Origin of the sequence: Mesorhizobium sp. dw_380 (genome assembly GCF_018588885.1) — a bacterium.
Classification (GTDB): Bacteria; Pseudomonadota; Alphaproteobacteria; order Rhizobiales; family Rhizobiaceae; genus Mesorhizobium.
Genome location: NZ_JAFFIW010000016.1, coordinates 1 through 18981, shown reverse-complemented (window position 1 = coordinate 18981; position 18981 = coordinate 1). Strand labels below are relative to the sequence as shown.

Genomic DNA, 18981 nt, shown 5'->3' with positions numbered 1-18981 from the left:
AAAAGGCCCCCGAGGGAGCCTGTGTGTGCGCATGGGAGGTTTTCGCCCGGCGGTTACACCGCCTTGCCCACGCGCTTTCCTACGAGAATGAGTGCCTTTTTCATGGTGGCGGACACTACGGGTGGGCAAGGCAGCCTGTCAACGGCAAAAATCGCGCCGGCGATGAAGGCGCTTCCAATTCGACAGATGACCGTCACGATTTGCGACCGACGCCGCGTCGTCCCTCCGCGATGCGCTGTCAAGTCGCCCGGAAGCGATGGTTTCCGGATAAGTCCTTGAAGCCACGCGAAACTATGGTGGGGCGTGACGAAGACCGCCCTCTCTGCCGATACTTGGTCGTCCGGCTGACAAGTGCGGCGAAGCAACCACGACGATCTGGATTTCACGGGAGGAAACCTCATGCTCGACAAGACCCCAAACAAGAAACTCTCCGACCTGCTCGACCAGTTCGGCGGCGCCCTGGCCGCCAATGACATCGAGAAAGCGGTCGCCTGCTTTCAGGACGACTGCTACTGGCGCGACCTCGTCACCTTCACCTGGAACATCAGGACCATGGAAGGCAAAGACCAGGTCCGCGACATGCTGAAGAGCCAGTTGTCGAAGACCAGGCCGTCACACTTTGCCATCGCCGAGGGCGAGGACGCGACCGAGAGCGATGGACTGATCGAGGGCTGGATCCGTTTCGAGACCGAGGTGGCGCGCGGCTTTGGCCATGTCAGGCTGAAGGACGGCAAGATCTGGACGCTGCTGACCACCATGGTCGAATTGAAGGGCCACGAGGAACAGGCGGGCTTTGCGCGGCCGATGGGCGCCAAGCACGGCTCGGGCAAGAACCGTCCGACATGGAAGGAAGAGCGCGAGAAGGAAGCCGCCGAACTCGGCTTCAAGACGCAACCCCATACGCTGATCATCGGCGGCGGCCAGGGCGGCATCGCGCTTGGCGCGCGGCTGCGGCAACTGGGCGTTCCGACCATCATCGTCGAGAAGAACGAGCGGGCCGGCGACAGCTGGCGCAAGCGCTACAAGTCGCTCTGCCTGCACGATCCGGTCTGGTACGACCATCTGCCCTATATCGATTTCCCGAAGAACTGGCCGGTCTTCTCGCCCAAGGACAAGATCGGCGACTGGCTGGAAATGTACGCCAAGGTGATGGAGCTGAACTACTGGTCGTCGACCGAGGCCAAAAGCGCTTCCTATGACGAGGAGAAGAAGGAATGGACGGTCGTCGTCCACCGCGACGGCAAGGACATCACCTTGAAGCCCAAGCAACTGGTGCTGGCCACCGGACAGTCCGGCAAGGCCAATCTGCCGAAATTCAAGGGCATGGAGAATTTCCTAGGCGACCAGCATCACTCCTCGAAGCACCCTGGCCCCGACAATTATGCGGGGAAAAAAGCCGTTGTCATCGGCTCCAACAATTCCGCTCACGACATCGCAGCCGCACTTTGGGAAGCCGGGGCCGACGTCACGATGGTGCAGCGCTCGAGCACCCATATTTCCAGATCCGACACGCTGATGGAAATCGGGCTGGGGTCGCTCTATTCGGAGCAGGCGGTGCGCAATGGCATCACCACGGCCAAGGCCGACCTCATCTTTGCTTCGCTGCCCTACAAGATCCTGCACGAGTTCCAGATCCCGGCCTATGCCGAGATGAAGAAACGCGACGCGGCGTTCTACAAGGGACTGGAACAGGCCGGATTCATGCTCGACTGGGGCGACGACGAGTCCGGCCTGTTCATGAAGTACCTCAGGCGCGGCTCCGGCTATTATATCGATGTCGGCGCCTCCCAGCTGATCATCGATGGTTCGATCAAGCTGAAGAGCGGCGTTGACGTCGAAGAGATCAAGCAGCATTCGGTTCTGCTCAGCGACGGATCGGAACTGCCCGCGGACCTCATCGTCTACGCCACCGGCTACGGCTCGATGAACGGCTGGGCCGCCGATCTGATATCGCGCGAAACCGCCGACAAGGTCGGCAAATGCTGGGGGCTCGGCTCGAACACCACCAAGGATCCCGGCCCTTGGGAAGGCGAGTTGCGCAACATGTGGAAGCCGACGCAACAGGAAGCGCTGTGGTTCCACGGCGGCAATTTGCACCAGTCGCGCCACTATTCCCAGTTCCTGGCGCTGCAGCTGAAAGCCAGGCACGAAGGCATCGCGACGCCGGTCTACGGGCTGCAGCAGGTGCATCACAAGGGTTAGCTGAGCCGGAGGAGTGCTGGGCGAGGTGCGGCCAACGCCGCACCTCTAACCCGCGCCCAGTCAATCGCGAATGTGCACGGCTTCCACCGTTTCAGCCGCGCTGGCGGTGTCCGATGCTCCACGAGGGGTGTTTACCGGCACTTCAGAACCGGCGGCGTGCCCGCGTTCCCGGCATTTGTCGGGTCTGTTTGACGCTACCGCACCTTGCCCGTCGAAACAGAAACACATCTGTTGCCTCCGGTTTTCCGCTGTCAGGCGCGGTTGGCGAAGTCGCGCACGACGCGCTGCAGCAACGGCACATAGTCGCGAAACGCCCGCGTCTTCATATTGGCGACCTTGCCGCCCTCGTCCCAGATGCGGACCCGCACCGCTTCCTCATGGAACGGGTTCTTGCGGAACTTGGCCACCTCGTCTGCGCTCATCGGTCCGCCCTGCAGCGAAAGCGTGTGGACCGAAGCCGGCGACAGCTTGGAGAAATAGGTCGGGTCGGTGGCGCAGAGATAGCGCTTGGCCGCGACATGCAGCCTGACGCATTCGACGATGACAGGCGGAAAGAACGGCGCCAGCACCTCGCCGCCGGCCTCGTCATGGTGCTTGTCCTCGACATCGTCGGGTGAATAGGTGCCGAACTCGCTGGTGTAATGGCCGATGTCGTGCAGCAGCGCGGCCGCCACCAGCACCTCGGGCGCCCCGTCCTGCTCCGCCAGCCAAGCCCCCTGCAGCATGTGCTCGGACATCGTCACCGGCTCGCCGAGATAGGATTCCGCGCCCCGGCGCTCGAAGATATCGGCGATGAACTCGACGATGTTGTCCGCGTTCAAATCCTGGCCGCTCATTCCGCGGCCTCCTTGAAGCTGTGTTCGATCGCCGCGAGCGTCGACAGCAGGCCGTCCTTGTCGGCGTAGCAGCCCTGCAGCCAGCGCTTGCCGGTGCCGGAAAACGCCTTGCGCGCATGCATGACGCGGGTATTGTCGACGATGAACGCCTGGCCCGCTTCGAGCTTGAACGTCACCTCGAAGGACGGATCTTCGATCAGCTCCGCAAAACGGCGGTAGGCGCTATAGTAGGCATCCATATCGGCGAACGGCACATCGACGACAGGCGCCAGCGAGCGGTTGTTGAAACGGATGCAGATGAGCTCGCCATCCGGTCCGAGCTCGATCATCGGACGCTTGGCCTGCAGCCGCACGCCAGACGTCCCGGCATATTCGAAGCGTGCCGGACAGGAGCTCAACAGCCGAAAACCTTCGGGGTTCTCCGCCTGCAGCGCGGCCGCAACGGCAAAACCGTCGACGACGCTGGACTCGCCGCCCTCCACCGTATTCTCGATGCAGGACAGGATCTGCAGCGTCGGCACCGGATCGCGATAGGGATTGTCAGTGTGCGCCTGGAGGCCGAGATTGGTGTAGGCGAGATTGTTCGGGTTGACCTCGGCACGCACTTCGAACCAGCGCCCGTAATTGGTTTCCCTGATATAGCCGAACAGGTCGGAGACCTTGCACAAGGCGCCGGATTCGGCCGGCAGGCCGTCCATCACCGCAAAGCCATAGGTCCTCACCGCCGACAGCCACTCGCGCAGGACGCTGCGGCCATGGCTGGCCGCCGCGTAGCTGGCGCGCGGCACCGAATTCTGCATCGTCGCTTTCGTCCAGCGCTGGATGACATCGCCCGTCCAACCGGGTTGGCGGCGTTCATCGCGATCATAGGCGTTGGCGCTCAGCCATTGCGCGGGGAAACTGACCGTTTTTCCTTCCGGCACGAAGCTGACCTCCAGCCCACCCCCTTTGATCGCGGCCGCGCCGATCCTCGTCTCGGCGGGAATGTCGAGGATGGTGATGAGCCGCTGGCCGTTGCCGGCACTGCGCGTCTTTTCGTCCAGCGCATTGTCGCGCAGCCACATGGCGTGAAAACGGGTGCGCCTCCCGCCCTGCCAGCCAAGTTCGATTGTTCTGCCTTCGTCGCCGATCAGCGCGTGGGTGAGCATGGATCCATTCCTGTCCGCTTGCTGCCCACGGCTAGATCCGTGGGTTTCGATTGCATGTTGGTCCTGCGGAAGGCATAACTCAAATTATCATTTTTTGGCCAATGACCGCGAATTGCTAATGGCTCGGAGACCCACCCCCGCTTTGCCTCCGCTTGACTGGCTGCGCAGTTTCGAGGCCGCGGCACGGCTGTCGAATTTCACGGCGGCAGCCGGTGAACTCGGCTTGACCCAGGCCGCCGTCAGCCAGCATATCCGCCTATTGGAAGAGCGGCTGAAGACACGTCTGTTCTCACGGCTGGCGCGCGGCGTCACCTTGTCGCCGGAGGGCGCGGCCTACCTGCCCCACATCCAGTCGGCCTTCGCCACCATCGGCAACAGCACGGCGGAACTGTTCGAGCCGCGCGCCGTCCAGACCGTCTCGATCCGGGTGCCGATCTCCTTCGCCCTGCTGGTGCTGGTCCCGGCATTGCCCGATCTCGCCGAGGCGCTGCCGCGCGTCCAGCTCGACCTTGTGACGATCCACCGGCCGACCGATTATGATCTACCCGGCTCCGCGCTCGACATCCGTTTCGGCAACGGGTCCTTTCCCGGACGCGAGGCCGACAGGCTGACGGCCGAGCGGCTTGTACCTGTGTCCAGTCCGGCCCTGGCCGGTGCGGCCGACTGGACATCCCTGCCGCTGCTTCTGGTCGCCGGCGCGCGCGAGATGTGGGCGGAATGGTTCGCGGCTGCCGGCTTGGCCGGCCACCCCCAACGGTCGCACCGCTTCGACAGTTTCGTCGCGGCGATGGAAGCAGCGACCGCCGGCGCCGGTGTGCTCCTGGGATCGCGGCCGCTGGTCGACGCAGCGCTCAGGCGCAAGACCTTGGTGCCGCTTTCCAATTTCGAGCTTTCCAGCACGTCAGGCCATTTTTTGACCAGGGCACCGGCCGCGCGCCTGACCAGTGCCGAGCAGGATTTTCGCCAGTGGCTGCTGAGGCGCCTCGCCGATCTGGCCTGACCGGGGCGGGCTATCGCGACGCGGCGCCGATGCGCTTCCAGTAGATCAGTGTGCCGGTCAGCCCACCATGCGGCTTCAGCGCATAATCCGGAATTTCGCCGGCCAGCGTGAAGCCGAGTTTTTCGTAAAGGCCTGAAGCGCCCTCCTCTGTCGCCGTGTCCAGAACCAGCAGCGTGCGCCCCTGCTCGACGGCGAGACGTTCGGCGGCCCGCATCAGGCGCGTTCCGACGCCCCTGCCCCGCTGGTCGAGGCGCGTCATCAGCTTGGCGATCTCGGCCCGGTGCGGCTGGTTCGGTGGGCAGTCGAGCAGCAAGGTGACGGTGCCGACCAGGACCTTGCCGTCCCAGGCCCCGAGCACCACCCTTTCACCCTTTGCCGCCGCGGCCAGCGATCGCTCCCAGAATGCGCTTGCCGCTTCCGGTGCCAGCGGATGCATGAAGCTGACCGAACCGCCGGCGGCGACTGTCTCGACCAGCAGATCGGTCAGCATCGCCAGCGTTTCCGCGCTTGCGCTCAGGGCTCCAACTTCGATGGAATTCATGCCTGTTCCTCAGGAAATGGTGAATGGGGTCGTGAACGTGCTGGCGTCAGTCGAGATGGCGCACGCGCCGTCGTTTGCGCGCGGCTTTGATGGCGCTGATGCGCTCGGTGTTTTCTTGCCCGAGATGGCGTCCGCGCTCGAGGATTTCGAGCGTGTACTCCTCATAGGTCAGGCCCAGCCGTTCGGCCTTGTCCATGCGCATCAGCATGACGTCGCGGCTCGGCGCCTTCCATGCCTTGGCGTGGGCGGCCTGCCAGGCCAGGAAGATATAGGGATCACCCTTGCCCCAAGGCGGTCCCTTATAGTCATCAAGAGGCGGCCCCCCATTGTGGGAGCGCTTTGGCCGTCGCGCCATGATCTCAGCCCCTGACCAGCGCGACGAGATAGTCGGCGCCCCCCTCAAGGGCATGGAAGGTGCAATCCGATGGCGCGCCGAGCGCCAGGCAGTCGCCGGGGGCGAGCCTGTGCACCACATCGCCCTCGGTGAATTCGAGCCGCCCGGAAATCAGCCAGATCTGCTGCTTGATGAAGGCGTAGGAAGCCGCGGGCAAGCTGACCTTGGCGCCGGCAGGCAGATGGACCTTGATCAGTTCGAGCGGCATGTCGCCCGCTGGCGACAAATGCCGCCTGACATAGCCTGTATCGGGATCGCGCCACACCGGCTGGTCGGCCTCGCGCAGCAGCCCGCCGCCTTGCAATTCCGCCCGGGCGATGAGGGTCGACAGCGTCATGCCGAAGGCCGCCGCAATGCGCACCAGAAGGGCGGCTGTCGGGCTGGTCATGCCGCGCTCGATCGTGCTCAGCATCGCCTTGGAAACACCGGACCGCTCGGCCAGCTCGGCCAGCGACCAGTCCCGCATGATCCTTTCGGCGTGGATCCGCTTGCCAATGGTTGAGGAAATGTCGTTCGCTATATCATCCATTCGTCCATTATAGCGAAACGCAGGCGTGAGAGAAGAGCCCTTTTGCGACAATTTTCAACAGGCCCTTAATCGTCTCTACACCATCCGACCTCATCCGACCTTAACCCCGTTCCGGTAGGCTCGATGTTCCAGAGAAATGGGGATTGGCCTGTCCATGTTTGTCGAACGCGAAGCTTCCGTCGGAGAACCGACATCGCAGGAGCGCCGCAACGCGGAACAGAACGACCGGCGCATCCTGGGCAATGTCGTGCAATGCGACGGCGCGCGCGCCACCATCAGCGCCTATGCCGACGACGTCGACGGCGCCGTCACCGGCCTGTGGACGGTCGGCAAGATGATTTCGATCAATCTGGGCACGACGCGGACCGTTGGCCTAGTCTACGCCATCGGCAAATCGGACCGCGCCTGGAGCAACGAGGGCCAGAACGCCATCGAGGTCAGCATCGAGCTGATTGGCGAAGTTCGCGACCCAGCCGAGCCCGGCGCCAGGCCGATCTTCGACCGCGGCATCACCACCTATCCGCATATCGGCGCCGTCGCCCACCGCATCCGCAGCCGCGACCTGCAGGCCGTCTATGATCTGGCCGGCCGCCATTCCATCACCATCGGCTCGCTGTCGCAGGACGAGGCGATTGCCGCCAACATCGCCATTGACGACACGCTGGCGCGCCATTTCGCCATTGTCGGCACCACGGGCGTCGGCAAGTCCACCGCTGTCTCGCTGCTGTTGCGCAAATCGATCGCCGCGCGGCCCGACCTGCGCATCCTGATCCTCGACCCGCACAACGAGTTCGCGGGCTCGTTGCCCGAATACTGCGTCAGGGTCGATTCCAAGACGCTCGACCTGCCGTTCTGGATGTTCAAGCTCGAGGAATTCGCCGAGGTGCTGTTTCGCGGGCGTGAAACGGTGCCGGAAGAGATCGACGCTCTTCGCGACCTCATCCCGCTCGCCAAGAACCTCTACCGCAACCCGAATTCGGGTGCCTACCTCAGGCGCGGCAATGATGCGCTGACCGCCGATACGCCAGTACCTTATCGCATCGCGGACCTGCTCAAGCAGATCGACGAGCGCACGGGCATGCTCGAAAGCAAGAACGAGCGCCCGACGCTCAAATCGCTGAAGACCCGTATCGAATCGGCGGCCGCCGATCCGCGCTATCGCTTCATGTTCAATTCTCGCCTGATCGAAGACACAATCCACGAGACGATCGGCAACATCTTCCGCGTGCCGCATCACGGCCGGCCGGTGACCTGCTTCGAAATGGCCGGCATGCCCTCCGAAGTGGTCAATTCCGTCTGTTCGGTGCTGGCGCGCCTGGCCTTCGATCTCGCTCTGTGGAGCGAGGGCAAGCTGCAACTGCTGTTTCTGTGCGAGGAAGCGCATCGCTACATGCCGGCAGATCCGCGTCTCGGCTTCGCGCCGACCCGGCACGCCCTGTCGCGCATCGCCAAGGAAGGCCGCAAATATGGCTGCTATCTCGGCGTCGTCACGCAGCGTCCGGGCGAGCTTGACCCGACCATCCTGTCGCAATGCTCGACCTTCTTCGCCATGCGGCTCGCCAATGAGCAGGACCAGGCGATCATCCGCTCGGCCATTGCCGACTCGTCCGCCTCCACGCTTGCGTTCCTGTCGTCCATGGGCCAGCGCGAAGCCATCGCCTTCGGTGAAGGGGTGGCCACGACCATGCGGCTGAAGTTCGAAAGACTGCCCAGCCACCTGCTTCCCGGCACATCCAAGCGCGAAGAGACCGTTTCGTCGACAAGCGGCGACGATGTCGACCTGGTGGCGATCGTCGAGCGGCTGCGCAACGTGCCCAAACCGCAGCAGCAGGCGATGGCCTTCGCCGAGGTGGTCGATGCCGGCCGGCAGGCCGGCGACCCCGACTACCGCAAGCCGCCAGCCGCCAGCGTGCAATCGGACGACGATTTCGACATGCGCTACGGCCTGAAGCCCGCCACCTTCGGCATGCGTCCCCAGAACGATTGAGCCTGCAAGCTCTCTAACGACCGATCCGGAAGCCGCACCAAGCTTCCCGGACTCCGCATCGTCAAACCAGCTTGGGTAAATCCCGAAAGGGAATTCATCAGGCCGGATTGAATGGCGGGGTTTTCGAGAAGCCGGAGCGGAGCGGACATTCAGTCCGTGAGCACCGGCCTACGCCGGCCGTAGCCTTAACTGGCCACACCCTCCCATAAGTGCTTCGGCCGGCGAAGGCCGGAAGTCGAGAAAGCCGCGTCAGGCAACCGGCCTCATGAATTCTTCTTCGGGATTTTAGGCGCAGACGCGGTTGCGGCCTTGCCTCTTTGCCTCGTAGAGCTGGCGGTCGGCGCGGCGATAAAACTCCTCGGCCGTTTCCTTGCGGTCCCAGACGGCAAGTCCGACGCTGGTCGTGATCTTGAGCCGGACATTGCCCGAGAGGATCGACATGTTGGCGATCGCCCTGCGGATGCGCTCGGCGAATTTGGCCAGCAGCTCAGCCTCCATGTTGGGCGTGACCACGGCAAACTCCTCGCCGCCCAGCCGTGCCACCACATCGTGGTAGCGTGTCATGTCCTTGAGGCAGCTGGCGACGGCCCTGAGCACCTCATCGCCGACGTCGTGGCCGTGTGTGTCGTTGACCTGCTTGAAGTGGTCGAGATCGAGGATCATCAGCCCGACCGGCTTCTCGATGCGCCGGAACTCCTCGAGATATTCCTTCAGCGCATCGTCGAAATAGCGCCGGTTCTGCATGCCGGTCAGGCCATCTGTCAGGGCGGCGTGTTCGAGGGTTTCGGAGCGGGCGCTGAGCGAAACCGTCATGGCGCGCAGCTTGCCTTCTTCCGTCGCCTGTTTGCGGATCAGGGGATAGATGAAGAAGATGCCGAAAAACAGCGCGGTCGCAAGCAGCACGCCCGTCGCGAACAGCAGCTTGTTGAGGTAGATGACCTTGTCCATGCCTGACTGCGTATGGAGTTCGGTGGCGAAGGATTGCAAGAGCCCATAGGCGTGCAGCGTCACCAGGCCAGCGGCCAGGATCACGAAAATAAAGACGAAAAAAGCGGATTCCGCCTTATGGAAACGCATCTGCTCCCCAATGGAAAAGTGCCCACAGACCTTATGGCACGGGCCGCCTTACGGAGGGTTAATTTAGACAACTTCGGCGGGAATACTTCCCATCGTGTCTACTTTTTAAGTTGCATTAGCAACAATTGCTTGGATCGTGGTTTCGAGATCGTCACCCGGACGCAGCCTTTGCCATTCCGGCCCCAGCTGATGCCGAAACCAGGTCGCCTGCCGCTTGGCATATTGCCGGGTTGCGATCTTGGCGCGCTCGATCGCCTCGGGAAAGCTCAACTGTCCGGCCATCGCGGCCTGCAGTTCGCGAACCCCGATTGCCTTCATCGCCGGCAGGTCCGGATCGAGATGAAGCGCCGCGAGTTGCCTGACTTCCTCCAGCGCGCCCTTGTCCAGCATCTGGTCGAAGCGCTTTTCGATGCGGTCGACCAGCGCCGCCCTATCCGGCTCGATGACCAGGAAATGCGCCGTCTGCCTGTCGATAAGCGGCCGGCCGCGCTCGGCCTGCCAATCCAGGATCGACCGGCCGGAGGCGTCCAGCACTTCGAGCGCCCGCACGATGCGCTGGCTGTCGGTTGGCTTCAGTTGCATGGCGGCTCTCGAATCCTCGCGCAGCAGCAGGGCGTGGAGCTTGACGGCGCCTTGCTCCTTCAGCTCGTAGCGCCAGCGGTCGCGGATGCGCGGCGGAATGTCCGGCATTTCCGAAATACCCTCGGCCAGCGCGCGGAAATAGAGGCCGGTGCCACCGACGAAGACTGGCCGCCGCGACAGCGTTCCGTCGTCGATGAGTTTCATCACATCGCGCAGCCAGGCGCCCGTCGAATAGGCGCTGCCGGGATGGACATGGCCGTAGAGAAAATGCGGCGCTCGTGCCAGCTCGGCCGGCTCAGGCCTGGCGGTCAGCACGTCGAGAACCGAATAGCCTTGCATGGAATCGGTGTTGACGATGACGCCGCCTGTGCGTTCGGCCAGGCCGAGCGCCAGTGCCGACTTGCCGCTGGCGGTCGGCCCGGCTATCAGGATCGCGTTCTTCACGCGGCCTTGGTCCGCATCCGTGCCGGAATTCCCGATGTCGCTCATTGCCACGCTTGTTTCCCGTCCCGCTGACCGCGCTCTGTCCCCGTCGCTTGCGAATATGGCCTCACGGTCGGTGGGCGCAAGCGCTGTCGTCTGGCTGGCCGAAGGCATTGCCTGCGATCTTGTCCTGCCACAAGAAGCTGACACCGCCGGCATCACGGCTGCCCTGCGCGCCGCATTGGCCGCTGAGCCGATCGATGTGATCGTCCAGCAGGGTGAAACGCGTCGCAAGAAAATCCTCATCGCCGACATGGATTCGACCATGATCGACCAGGAATGCATCGACGAACTGGCCGACGAGATCGGCTTCAAGGATCATGTCGCCGCCATCACTGCGCGGTCGATGAACGGCGAGATCGCCTTCGAGCCGGCGCTGCGCGAGCGGGTAGCGCTGCTGAAGGGGCTCGAAGTCGCCGTCGTCGACCGCATCGTCGCCAATCGGCTGACGCTGGCCTCGGGCGGCCGCGCACTAGTCCAGACCATGCTCGCCAACGGCGCCTGGACGGCACTCGTCTCGGGCGGCTTCGAAGTCTTCACCACGCGCATCGCGGCCATGCTTGGGTTCCAGGAGAACCGCGCCAACCGCCTGCTTGAACAGGACGGATGCTTCACCGGGCTGGTCGGCGAGCCGATCCTTGGCCGCGCCGCCAAGGCCGATGCGCTGCTCGAAATCACGGCCCGTCTCGGCCTGACGCCGGCTGATGCCATTGCCGTTGGCGACGGCGCCAACGATCTCGACATGATCCGCCTCGCCGGAACCGGTGTGGCGCTGCACGCCAAGCCAAGCGTGGCGGCGCAAGCCAAGGTTCGCATCGACCATGGTGACCTGACCGCACTGCTCTATCTGCAGGGCTATCGCCAGGAAGAATTCGTGCAATGAAACCAATGCGTACCGAGCGCCTGATTCTACGCAACTGGGAAGATCGCGACCGTGAGCTTTTCCATCGCATCAACTCCGACGAGCGCGTCATGGAATTCTTCCCGTTCCGCCGCGACCGCGCCCAGGCGGACGCCAAGATGGACGAATTGCGGGCCACCATTGAACGAGACGGCTACGGCTTCGCCGTTGCCGAGATCATCGCCACCGGTCAATGCATCGGCTTTGTCGGCATTACCGGAACCGATCACCTGCCGTTCCTGCCGTCCGGCACGGTCGAGATCGGCTGGCGGCTGGCACCGGAATTCTGGGGCAAGGGCTATGTCACCGACGCCTCGGAAGCCTGGCTGGCCTACGGTTTCGAAACGCTCGGACTTGGTGAGATCGTCTCTTTCGCCGTCGAGAACAACCGGCGCTCGACTGCCGTCATGGAACGCCTCGGCATGAGCGCCGATCCCTCGGCCGACTTCGACCATCCCGGCATTCCCGACAGTCATCCCGCGCTCAAGCGGCATGTGTTCTACAGGCTGACGCGCGCCGAGTGGCAGGCGATAAAAAAGGCGGCTGGTTAGCCGCCTTTTTTATCGCCGGATTGAAAACTCAATCCATCCGGATCGTCACGAACCTGAGTTCGCCGGTCTTCGACGCCAGCATCAGCAGCGCATTCTTGCGCCCCTGCTCCTTCAAGGCGCCGATCCGGTCCATCACGTCCTTGGGCGTGGCGACCGATTCCTGCGCGATCTCCGTGATCACCTCGCCAGGCTGAATGCCGCGTTCGGCGGCGGCGGAGTTCTTGGCCACGTCGGTGACGACGACGCCGGAGACATCGGCGGCAATGCCGAATTTCTTGCGCGTCTCGTCATTGAGTTCGCCGACGGTCATGCCAAGCACCGAGGCGGCCGAAACGGCCGGAGCCTTGTCGCCGCCCTTGTCCTGGTCGGTCTTGCCACTCTCGCCACTGGCGAGCTTCTCGCCGTCTTCGAGCCGGCCGAGCGTCACCTTCACCGTCTGCTCGACGCCCTTGCGCACGATCAGCACGTCGACGGCCTTGCCGACCGGGCTTTCGGCGACGACGCGCGGCAGGTCGCGCATTTCGTGGATGTCCTTGCCGTCGAACTTGAGGATGACGTCGCCGGCCTGGATGGTGCCGTTGTCGACCGGACCGCCCTTGATGACGCCGGCCACCAGCGCTCCCTTGGCTGTCGCCATGCCGAGGCTCTCGGCGATGTCATCCGTCACCGGCTGGATGCGTACGCCGAGCCAGCCGCGCCGCGTCTCGCCATACTGGCGCAGCTGCTCGACAACTCCGGCGGCGAGCTGCGAGGGGATGGAGAAGCCGATGCCGATCGAGCCGCCGGACGGCGAAATGATCGCGGTGTTGATGCCGATGACCTCGCCGGCGCTGTTGAACAGCGGTCCGCCCGAATTGCCGCGATTGATCGCCGCGTCGGTCTGGATGAAATCGTCATAAGGGCCGGAGTTGATGTCGCGGTTGCGCGCCGAAACGATGCCGACCGTAACCGTGCCGCCAAGACCGAAAGGATTGCCGATCGCCATAACCCAGTCGCCGACGCGCATCTTGGTGGAGTCGCCGAACTTCACCGCCGTCAGCTTATGGCCTTTCGGATCGACCTTCAGCACCGCGACGTCGGTCTTGGTATCGGTGCCGACCAGCGTCGCCTTCAGCGTGACGCCGTCGGAGAAATTGACCTCGATGTCGTCGGCATCGGCGATCACGTGGTTGTTGGTGACGACGATGCCTTGTTCGGCGTCGATGACGAAACCGGATCCCAGCGACTGCACCTTCTGCGCGCTATTGTCCTTGTCACCGCCGCGGTTCTTGAAGAAATCGTCGAAAAAGTCCTGGAACGGCGAGCCTTCGGGAAGCTGCGGCATCGGCACGGCACCCGGCCCTTCCGTGCCCTTCACCGTCTGCGAGGTCGAGATGTTGACAACCGCGCCGAGCAGGCCCTGCGCCAGGTCGGCCACCGATGCCGGCCCGTCGGCCGCCAATGTCGGCGTCACGAAGGACGGAACGGCGACGGCGCCGACAAGAAGCGCTGCCGTGCCAGCGATGAATGTCCGCCGTGCCGCGCGCAAAAGGAGTGTGGATGTCATGGAGAAGCCTCCCGGTATTCTGAAAGAGAAAGCGCAACGGCGAAAATACCGCGTTGCGCCATGTTGGCAAAAAATACGGCACGTTTGCGGCTAGGACTAACGGCCATGGATAAATCCTCCGTTATGCCGAGGACGAAAACCGGCCGTCCTCACCCGCCCCGCACCAGCCAGACGATGCCGACACCGATGACGATCGCGACCAGCCCGGCGATCCGCAAGGCATTCTCCGGCATCGACAGCACCTCGCCGGCGAGCTTCCTCGCGAAGCCGGGAAAGCCGCCATAGACCAAGCCCTCTATGACGAGGACCAGGCCTATTGCCGCGAAGAAATCCTGCACCGGCGGCTACTGGCCGGTGCTGGGTTGTGTCGTCGGCGCGGCGGGTGCCGTTGCCGGTGCGGGCGCTGGCGGTCTCGCCGGCCCTTCCTTGCCGTCGGGGTCGCGGAAGTAGCGGAAGAACTCCGAACTTGGCGACAGCACCATGGTCGTGCCGGTGTTGTCCAGCGCCGAACCGTAGGCGTTCATCGACCGGTAGAAATCGAAGAAGGCCGGGTCGCGCTGATAGGCTTGCGCGAAGGTGGCGCTGCGCTGGGCCTCACCCTCACCGCGCAGGATTTCGGACTCCTTCTGCGCTTCGGCGATGATCTCGACGACTTCGCGGTCGGCGCGTGCCCGGATGCGCTGCGCCGCCTCGTTGCCGCGTGCCCTGAGCCTTTCGGCCTCGGCCAGACGCTCGGCCTTCATGCGGTCAAAGGTCTGTTGCGAGACCTCAGCCGTGAGGTCGGTGCGGCGGATGCGGACATCCTCGATCTGCAGGCCAAGCGATGTGGCGTCGGGCCGGAGCTGATCGCGCACTTCGCGCATCATCACCGCGCGCTCTTCCGAAAGCGCGGCCTCGAAGTCGCGCAGACCGTAGACGCGGCGCAAGGCAGCGTCGAGACGGGTCCTGAGCCGCGCTTCGGCGAGTTCGATCTGGCCCGACACCGCGGCACGGAACACGCGCGGATCCGAAATGCGATAGGCGATGAAGGCATCGACTTCATAGAACTTGCCGCCCGAAACCTGGACGCGGATGTTGTCGAGGTCGAAGCGCAGCACCCGGTTCTCGATCAGCTGCACCGTGTCGGCATCGAAGAACGAGAACGGCGCCTTGAAGTAGATGCCGGGTGCGGTTTTGACGTCGACGATCTCGCCAAAGCGCAGCACCAGCGCCTGCTGGCGCGCATTGACCACGAAAACCGACGAATAGATCAGGAACAAGATGACCGCCGCGATGACGGCGATTACGGGAAGACGGTTGCCCATCACTGGCTGCCTCCCGTGTTCGCGCCAAGCGCAGCCGGAGCCGGCGCTTTCTGCTGCAGGGCCGGCAACGGCAGATAGGGGACGACACCTTGCCCGTTGCCCTGCTCGACGATGACCTTGCTCGAGTCCTTCAGAACCTTCTCCATGGTTTCCAGATAGAGGCGCTTGCGCGTTACATCGGGCGCCTTGGCGTATTCGTCGTAGACGGAGATGAAGCGCTGCGCCTCACCTTCGGCCTCCTGCACCACACGGTTCTTGTAGGCTGCCGCGTCTTCGCGGACCTGTGCGGCCGCGCCGCGCGCCTGGCCGAGCTTCTGGTTGGAGTACTGGTTGGCCTGCTCGACGAACTTGTCCTCGTCCTGTTCGGCGCGCTGCACTTCGTCGAAGGCGTCGGCCACTTCGCGTGGCGGTGCCGCATCCTCGATCGAAATGGCATTGACCTGCAGGCCGGCCTTGTAGCCGTCGAGCGTCGTCTGGATGATCTCGCGCACCGATGCCGCTATGCCCTGGCGGTCGTCACGGAAGATGTCCTGTGCCGGCCTGCGGCCGACGGCTTCGCGCATGGCGCTTTCGGCGACCTGGCGCAGCATGCCATCCGGGTCGGAGACGTCGAACAGATAAGCCCGGGGATCCGAGACCTGGTAGGCCACCGAAAACTGCACGTTGACGATGTTCTGGTCTCCCGACAGCATCAGGCCATTGCCGCTGGTGTTGCCGCCGCCAATGTCGACGAGCTGCTCGGAAATCTTGGCCGTCTCGACGGTTTCAAGCGGCCACCAGTGGAAATGCAGGCCCGGCTGCGACAGCTGCGGCTTCGGCTTGCCGAAACGCAGTTCGACCGCGACCTCGTCAGGCTGCACGGTGTAGACCGCCTGGAACGCCCACAGAACGACAAGCACCGCCGCAATCAGTCCGAACACGGCCGGACTGGCACCGCCACCGCCGGGCAGCGCGCGCCGCAGCCTGTCCTGGCCGCGGCGGATGATGTCTTCGAGGTCGGGAGGCGATCCCGGCGGGCCGCTCGGTCCCTTCGGCCCCTGCCCCCAGGGTCCCTGATTGTTGCCGCCGCCCCACGGGCCGCCGCCTCCGCCACCTTTGTCGTTCCAGGGCATGAATGTCCTTTCGCTTGGAATTCCCTCAAGCGCCGGCATTACGGCGCAAATCCAGTATCGTTCTTCTATAGGGACGCCAAGGCACGCTTTCAACGCGATGCGCTGCCAACGTCATCGATTTGGGCCGGTCGCGACCCTTTGTCGTCCTTCAATACGCCTTTTGTCTTTCAATGTATCTCGGCGCGGCGCTCGTAAACCGAATAGCGCGTCGCGTGGCTGTCCTTTTCCCCGGCCGGAACATCCTGCGAGCTGACCACGCGCCATGTCCGAGGGTCGATCGGCGGGAAATGCGCGTCGCCCTCGACAGCGGCCAGCACATGGGTGACGTGCAGCCGGTCGGCCAGCGGCAGCGCCTGCGCATAGATCTCACCGCCGCCGATGACGCAGACCTCGTCCACGCCAGCCATGCAGCGTCCGCGCACCGTCGCCAGCTGGATCGCCGCTTCCAGCGTATGCGCCACCTCTATACCTTCGGCGCGCCAGGCCTTGTCACGCGTGACGACGATGTTCAGCCTGCCCGGCAGCGGGCGGCCAATGCCTTCATAGGTCTTGCGGCCCATGATGACGGGCTTGCCCATCGTATCGGCCTTGAAGCGCTTCAGGTCGGTGGAGAGCCGCCACGGCAGTCCACCCTCCCGGCCGATCACGCCATTCTCGGCGATGGCAACGTAGATCGCGACATGCATCAGTTCGCATCTCCGCCATTGCTGTCCGACGGTTCGAGCAACAGGATGTCGATGTCATGCTCGGGATAGAAATCCTGCGCGCTCATCTCGAAGGTCGTCGGCCCGACCTTTTTGACATTGTCACCGCAGAATGAGACCAGGGCCTTCGGGTTGCCCTTGTCGATGGTCAGCTTGAACTTGCCGATGGTACCCGCCGCCCAGTTGCCGCCGGTGGTCAGGATATAGGCGATGCGGCTTTCGTAGTATTTCGGATAGCCGTCGGGATTGTCCTTCGCCGCCTTGCGCACCGCATTCTCGAAAGCGTCGTCCATGCAGTAGCGGGTCTTGTAGTTGGCATACTGGGTGCCCTGGAACTTGCCTTCATAGAAGAAACTGACCGATGACGTGCCGCCGACGCTCGGCTTGTAGCGGTGCGAGACATGAACGTCCTTGTTGGCGGGAAAGGTCGAGCGCCACCAATAGGTCGAGCGCAATTGCCAGAACGGCGTATAGGTGGATTTCATGCCGCTGCCGTCATCGGCGGTGTCCCCGATGATGATGCCGCGATTGGCCCAGTCTTCGGCTACCGCTTGCGGCAGCTTCGCCAGGGCCGCCTTGGCGGCGGCGCCGAACGGGTTGAACGGCACATTCTGCGCTTTGAGATCGGCGCCGATGTCGATGCCGAGCGCGAACACCTTCTGTTCGAGCTGAGGCTTTGCCGCGACGCCGTCGATCGTCACCTCGAAGCCGAGGAAATTGTCGCTCTGGTTTTCCGGGATCGCCGGCATCTCCTCGGGATCGCCCGAAATGTCGGGCATCGGGAAGGCGACGATCGCATCGACATCCCTATCGGTGTTGTTGTGGAAGACGTAGTCGACCGTCACCTTTTCGGGCGAGATGAAGAGGTCCTCGCTTTGCATCGCGACCGCATCGTTGCGCGACAGGATCAGGCCGCCGGTGCCGAGCTCGGCGACCGAGTCATTGGCAAAAGCGGGCGCGGCGGAGAAGGCCAGCACCGCGGCCAGAACATATCGCAACATGAAAGCCCTCCCTCGGCGAGAATGTCCTGATGACCCTAGCCGTTTCAACGTGGCGTTTCAAAGCCCTTCCGCTAGCGTGAGTGCGCCACACTGGTCCGGACACCCAGCAGCGGTCCGGACACCCAGTAGCGGTCTGGACACGCAGTAGCAGTCTGGACACGCAGCAGCGGTCTGGACTAACAGGTTGCGATCGGGCAGGAGTTCGCCCCATGCGCAAGCTTCTCGTCATCGGCATCGGCGCCGGCAATCCCGACCACATGACAGTCCAGGCCATATCAGGCCTGAACCGCGCCGACGTGCTGTTCATCCCCGACAAGGGCGCTGGGAAAACCGACCTTGCCGAATTGCGGCGTGAGATCTGCGACCGCTTCGTCACCAACCCGAAATCGCGCCGCGTCGAATTCGACGTGCCGGTGCGCGCCGAGCCGGCGCCCTCCTACCGCTCGACCGTCGATGACTGGCACGAAGCCATCGCCGCCATCTACGAGGGCCTGATCCGCGACGAGATTGCCGAAGACGGCCGCGGCGCCTTCCTGATCTGGGGCGATCCCTCGCTCTACGACAGCGCCCTGCGCATCCTCGAGCGTGTGCGGTTGAGAGGCAATGTCAGCTTCGAACTGGAGGTCATCCCCGGCATCACAGCCATCCAGGCGTTGGCCGCCAGCCATAAAATGGCGCTGAATCGCATCGGCGATTCCGTCCTCGTCACCACCGGCCGCCGGCTTGCCGAGGAGGGCATGCCGGACAATGCCGGCAGCGCGATCGTCATGCTGGACGGCAAATGCGCCTTCAACACGCTGGCCGACCAGGATGTCACCATCCATTGGGGCGCCTATCTCGGGACCCCGGACGAGATCACCATCTCCGGCCGCATCAGTGATGTCGGCGCCGAAATCGAAAAAGTCCGAGAGGAAGCCCGCCGGAAAAAGGGCTGGATCATGGACACCTATCTGGTGCGCAAACCTGGCGAATAGGAAGGCAATAAGGGAGTAGGGCAGTAGGGCAGTAGGTGAAAGATGTCTTGTGCTGGAAGACAGCTACGAATGACTGCCCTACTGCCCTACTGCCCTACTGCCCTACTGC

The 18981-nt window shown here is 63.6% G+C and carries 19 protein-coding genes; 6 read left to right on the top strand and 13 right to left on the bottom strand.

Annotated features, from left to right (window positions below):
* The first annotated feature begins 399 nt into the window (after positions 1-399).
* Positions 400-2202, top strand: a complete 1803-nt coding sequence (locus JT360_RS17190) for an NAD(P)/FAD-dependent oxidoreductase (protein WP_214472853.1) — start codon at positions 400-402, stop codon at positions 2200-2202.
* A 251-nt stretch (positions 2203-2453) separates the two neighbouring features.
* Here the strand turns inward: JT360_RS17190 and tmpB are convergent, their stop codons facing one another.
* Together tmpB and tmpA are read right to left on the bottom strand one after the other, a co-directional pair.
* Positions 2454-3038, bottom strand: coding sequence for a (R)-1-hydroxy-2-trimethylaminoethylphosphonate oxygenase (gene tmpB, locus JT360_RS17185; protein WP_214472852.1), 585 nt, complete (start codon positions 3036-3038; stop codon positions 2454-2456).
* Positions 3035-4186, bottom strand: a complete 1152-nt coding sequence (gene tmpA, locus JT360_RS17180) for a 2-trimethylaminoethylphosphonate dioxygenase (protein ID WP_214472851.1) — start codon at positions 4184-4186, stop codon at positions 3035-3037. Before tmpA ends, tmpB begins: the two co-directional genes overlap by 4 nt.
* A gap of 118 nt (positions 4187-4304) precedes the next feature.
* Here tmpA and JT360_RS17175 point away from each other — a divergent pair, with 118 nt between their 5' ends.
* The gene (locus JT360_RS17175) at positions 4305-5186 is read left to right on the top strand and encodes a LysR family transcriptional regulator (RefSeq protein WP_214472850.1); all 882 of its coding nucleotides are present in this window, start codon (positions 4305-4307) and stop codon (positions 5184-5186) included.
* 10 nt (positions 5187-5196) lie between these two features.
* Here the strand turns inward: JT360_RS17175 and JT360_RS17170 are convergent, their stop codons facing one another.
* The 3 genes from JT360_RS17170 to JT360_RS17160 are packed head-to-tail and all read right to left on the bottom strand — an operon-like array spanning position 5197 to position 6650.
* Positions 5197-5727 (bottom strand): GNAT family N-acetyltransferase, encoded by a 531-nt coding sequence (locus JT360_RS17170; protein ID WP_214472849.1) that lies wholly within the window; start codon positions 5725-5727, stop codon positions 5197-5199.
* Positions 5728-5773: 46 nt separating this feature from the next.
* Entirely contained in the window at positions 5774-6082 is a 309-nt protein-coding gene (locus JT360_RS17165; RefSeq protein WP_214472848.1) for a hypothetical protein, read from the bottom strand.
* A gap of 4 nt (positions 6083-6086) precedes the next feature.
* The gene (locus JT360_RS17160) at positions 6087-6650 is read right to left on the bottom strand and encodes an XRE family transcriptional regulator (RefSeq protein ID WP_214472847.1); all 564 of its coding nucleotides are present in this window, start codon (positions 6648-6650) and stop codon (positions 6087-6089) included.
* A 154-nt stretch (positions 6651-6804) separates the two neighbouring features.
* Between JT360_RS17160 and JT360_RS17155 the strand changes: the two genes are divergently transcribed.
* Positions 6805-8637 carry an ATP-binding protein gene (locus tag JT360_RS17155; protein WP_214472846.1) on the top strand — a complete coding sequence of 611 codons (1833 nt, stop codon included), beginning with the start codon at positions 6805-6807 and terminating at the stop codon, positions 8635-8637.
* Between the two features lie 285 nt (positions 8638-8922).
* Here the strand turns inward: JT360_RS17155 and JT360_RS17150 are convergent, their stop codons facing one another.
* Positions 8923-9714, bottom strand: a complete 792-nt coding sequence (locus JT360_RS17150; RefSeq protein WP_214472845.1) for a GGDEF domain-containing protein — start codon at positions 9712-9714, stop codon at positions 8923-8925.
* A 105-nt stretch (positions 9715-9819) separates the two neighbouring features.
* Positions 9820-10785: a tRNA (adenosine(37)-N6)-dimethylallyltransferase MiaA gene (miaA, locus tag JT360_RS17145; protein ID WP_214472844.1), complete on the bottom strand. Its 966-nt coding sequence runs from the start codon at positions 10783-10785 to the stop codon at positions 9820-9822.
* Between miaA and serB the strand changes: the two genes are divergently transcribed.
* Positions 10775-11662 carry a phosphoserine phosphatase SerB gene (gene serB, locus JT360_RS17140; protein WP_214472843.1) on the top strand — a complete coding sequence of 296 codons (888 nt, stop codon included), beginning with the start codon at positions 10775-10777 and terminating at the stop codon, positions 11660-11662. The genes miaA and serB overlap by 11 nt on opposite strands.
* Positions 11659-12231 carry a GNAT family N-acetyltransferase gene (locus tag JT360_RS17135; protein ID WP_214472842.1) on the top strand — a complete coding sequence of 191 codons (573 nt, stop codon included), beginning with the start codon at positions 11659-11661 and terminating at the stop codon, positions 12229-12231. The genes serB and JT360_RS17135 overlap by 4 nt, the downstream gene beginning before the upstream one ends.
* 28 nt (positions 12232-12259) lie before the next feature.
* Here the strand turns inward: JT360_RS17135 and JT360_RS17130 are convergent, their stop codons facing one another.
* The 6 genes from JT360_RS17130 to JT360_RS17105 form a co-directional block, all read right to left on the bottom strand.
* Positions 12260-13777: a DegQ family serine endoprotease gene (locus JT360_RS17130; protein WP_214472841.1), complete on the bottom strand. Its 1518-nt coding sequence runs from the start codon at positions 13775-13777 to the stop codon at positions 12260-12262.
* A gap of 149 nt (positions 13778-13926) precedes the next feature.
* Positions 13927-14115, bottom strand: coding sequence for a DUF2065 domain-containing protein (locus JT360_RS17125; protein ID WP_214472840.1), 189 nt, complete (start codon positions 14113-14115; stop codon positions 13927-13929).
* Positions 14116-14121: 6 nt separating this feature from the next.
* Complete coding sequence (gene hflC, locus JT360_RS17120; protein WP_214472839.1) at positions 14122-15081, bottom strand: protease modulator HflC; 960 nt, start codon at positions 15079-15081, stop codon at positions 14122-14124.
* On the bottom strand, positions 15081-16193 hold the full coding sequence (gene hflK / locus JT360_RS17115) for an FtsH protease activity modulator HflK (protein WP_214472838.1): 1113 nt from the start codon (positions 16191-16193) through the stop codon (positions 15081-15083). The genes hflC and hflK overlap by 1 nt, the downstream gene beginning before the upstream one ends.
* A 167-nt stretch (positions 16194-16360) precedes the next feature.
* Positions 16361-16879, bottom strand: coding sequence for a dihydrofolate reductase (locus JT360_RS17110; RefSeq protein WP_214472837.1), 519 nt, complete (start codon positions 16877-16879; stop codon positions 16361-16363).
* A complete protein-coding gene (locus JT360_RS17105) occupies positions 16879-17898 on the bottom strand; it encodes a DUF4424 domain-containing protein (RefSeq protein ID WP_214472836.1) in 1020 nt (339 codons plus the stop codon). The genes JT360_RS17110 and JT360_RS17105 overlap by 1 nt, the downstream gene beginning before the upstream one ends.
* A 209-nt stretch (positions 17899-18107) precedes the next feature.
* On the opposite strand from JT360_RS17105, the gene cobF reads away from it, so the two are divergent.
* Positions 18108-18872 (top strand): precorrin-6A synthase (deacetylating), encoded by a 765-nt coding sequence (gene cobF / locus JT360_RS17100; protein WP_214472835.1) that lies wholly within the window; start codon positions 18108-18110, stop codon positions 18870-18872.
* The last annotated feature ends 109 nt before the right edge of the window (positions 18873-18981 follow it).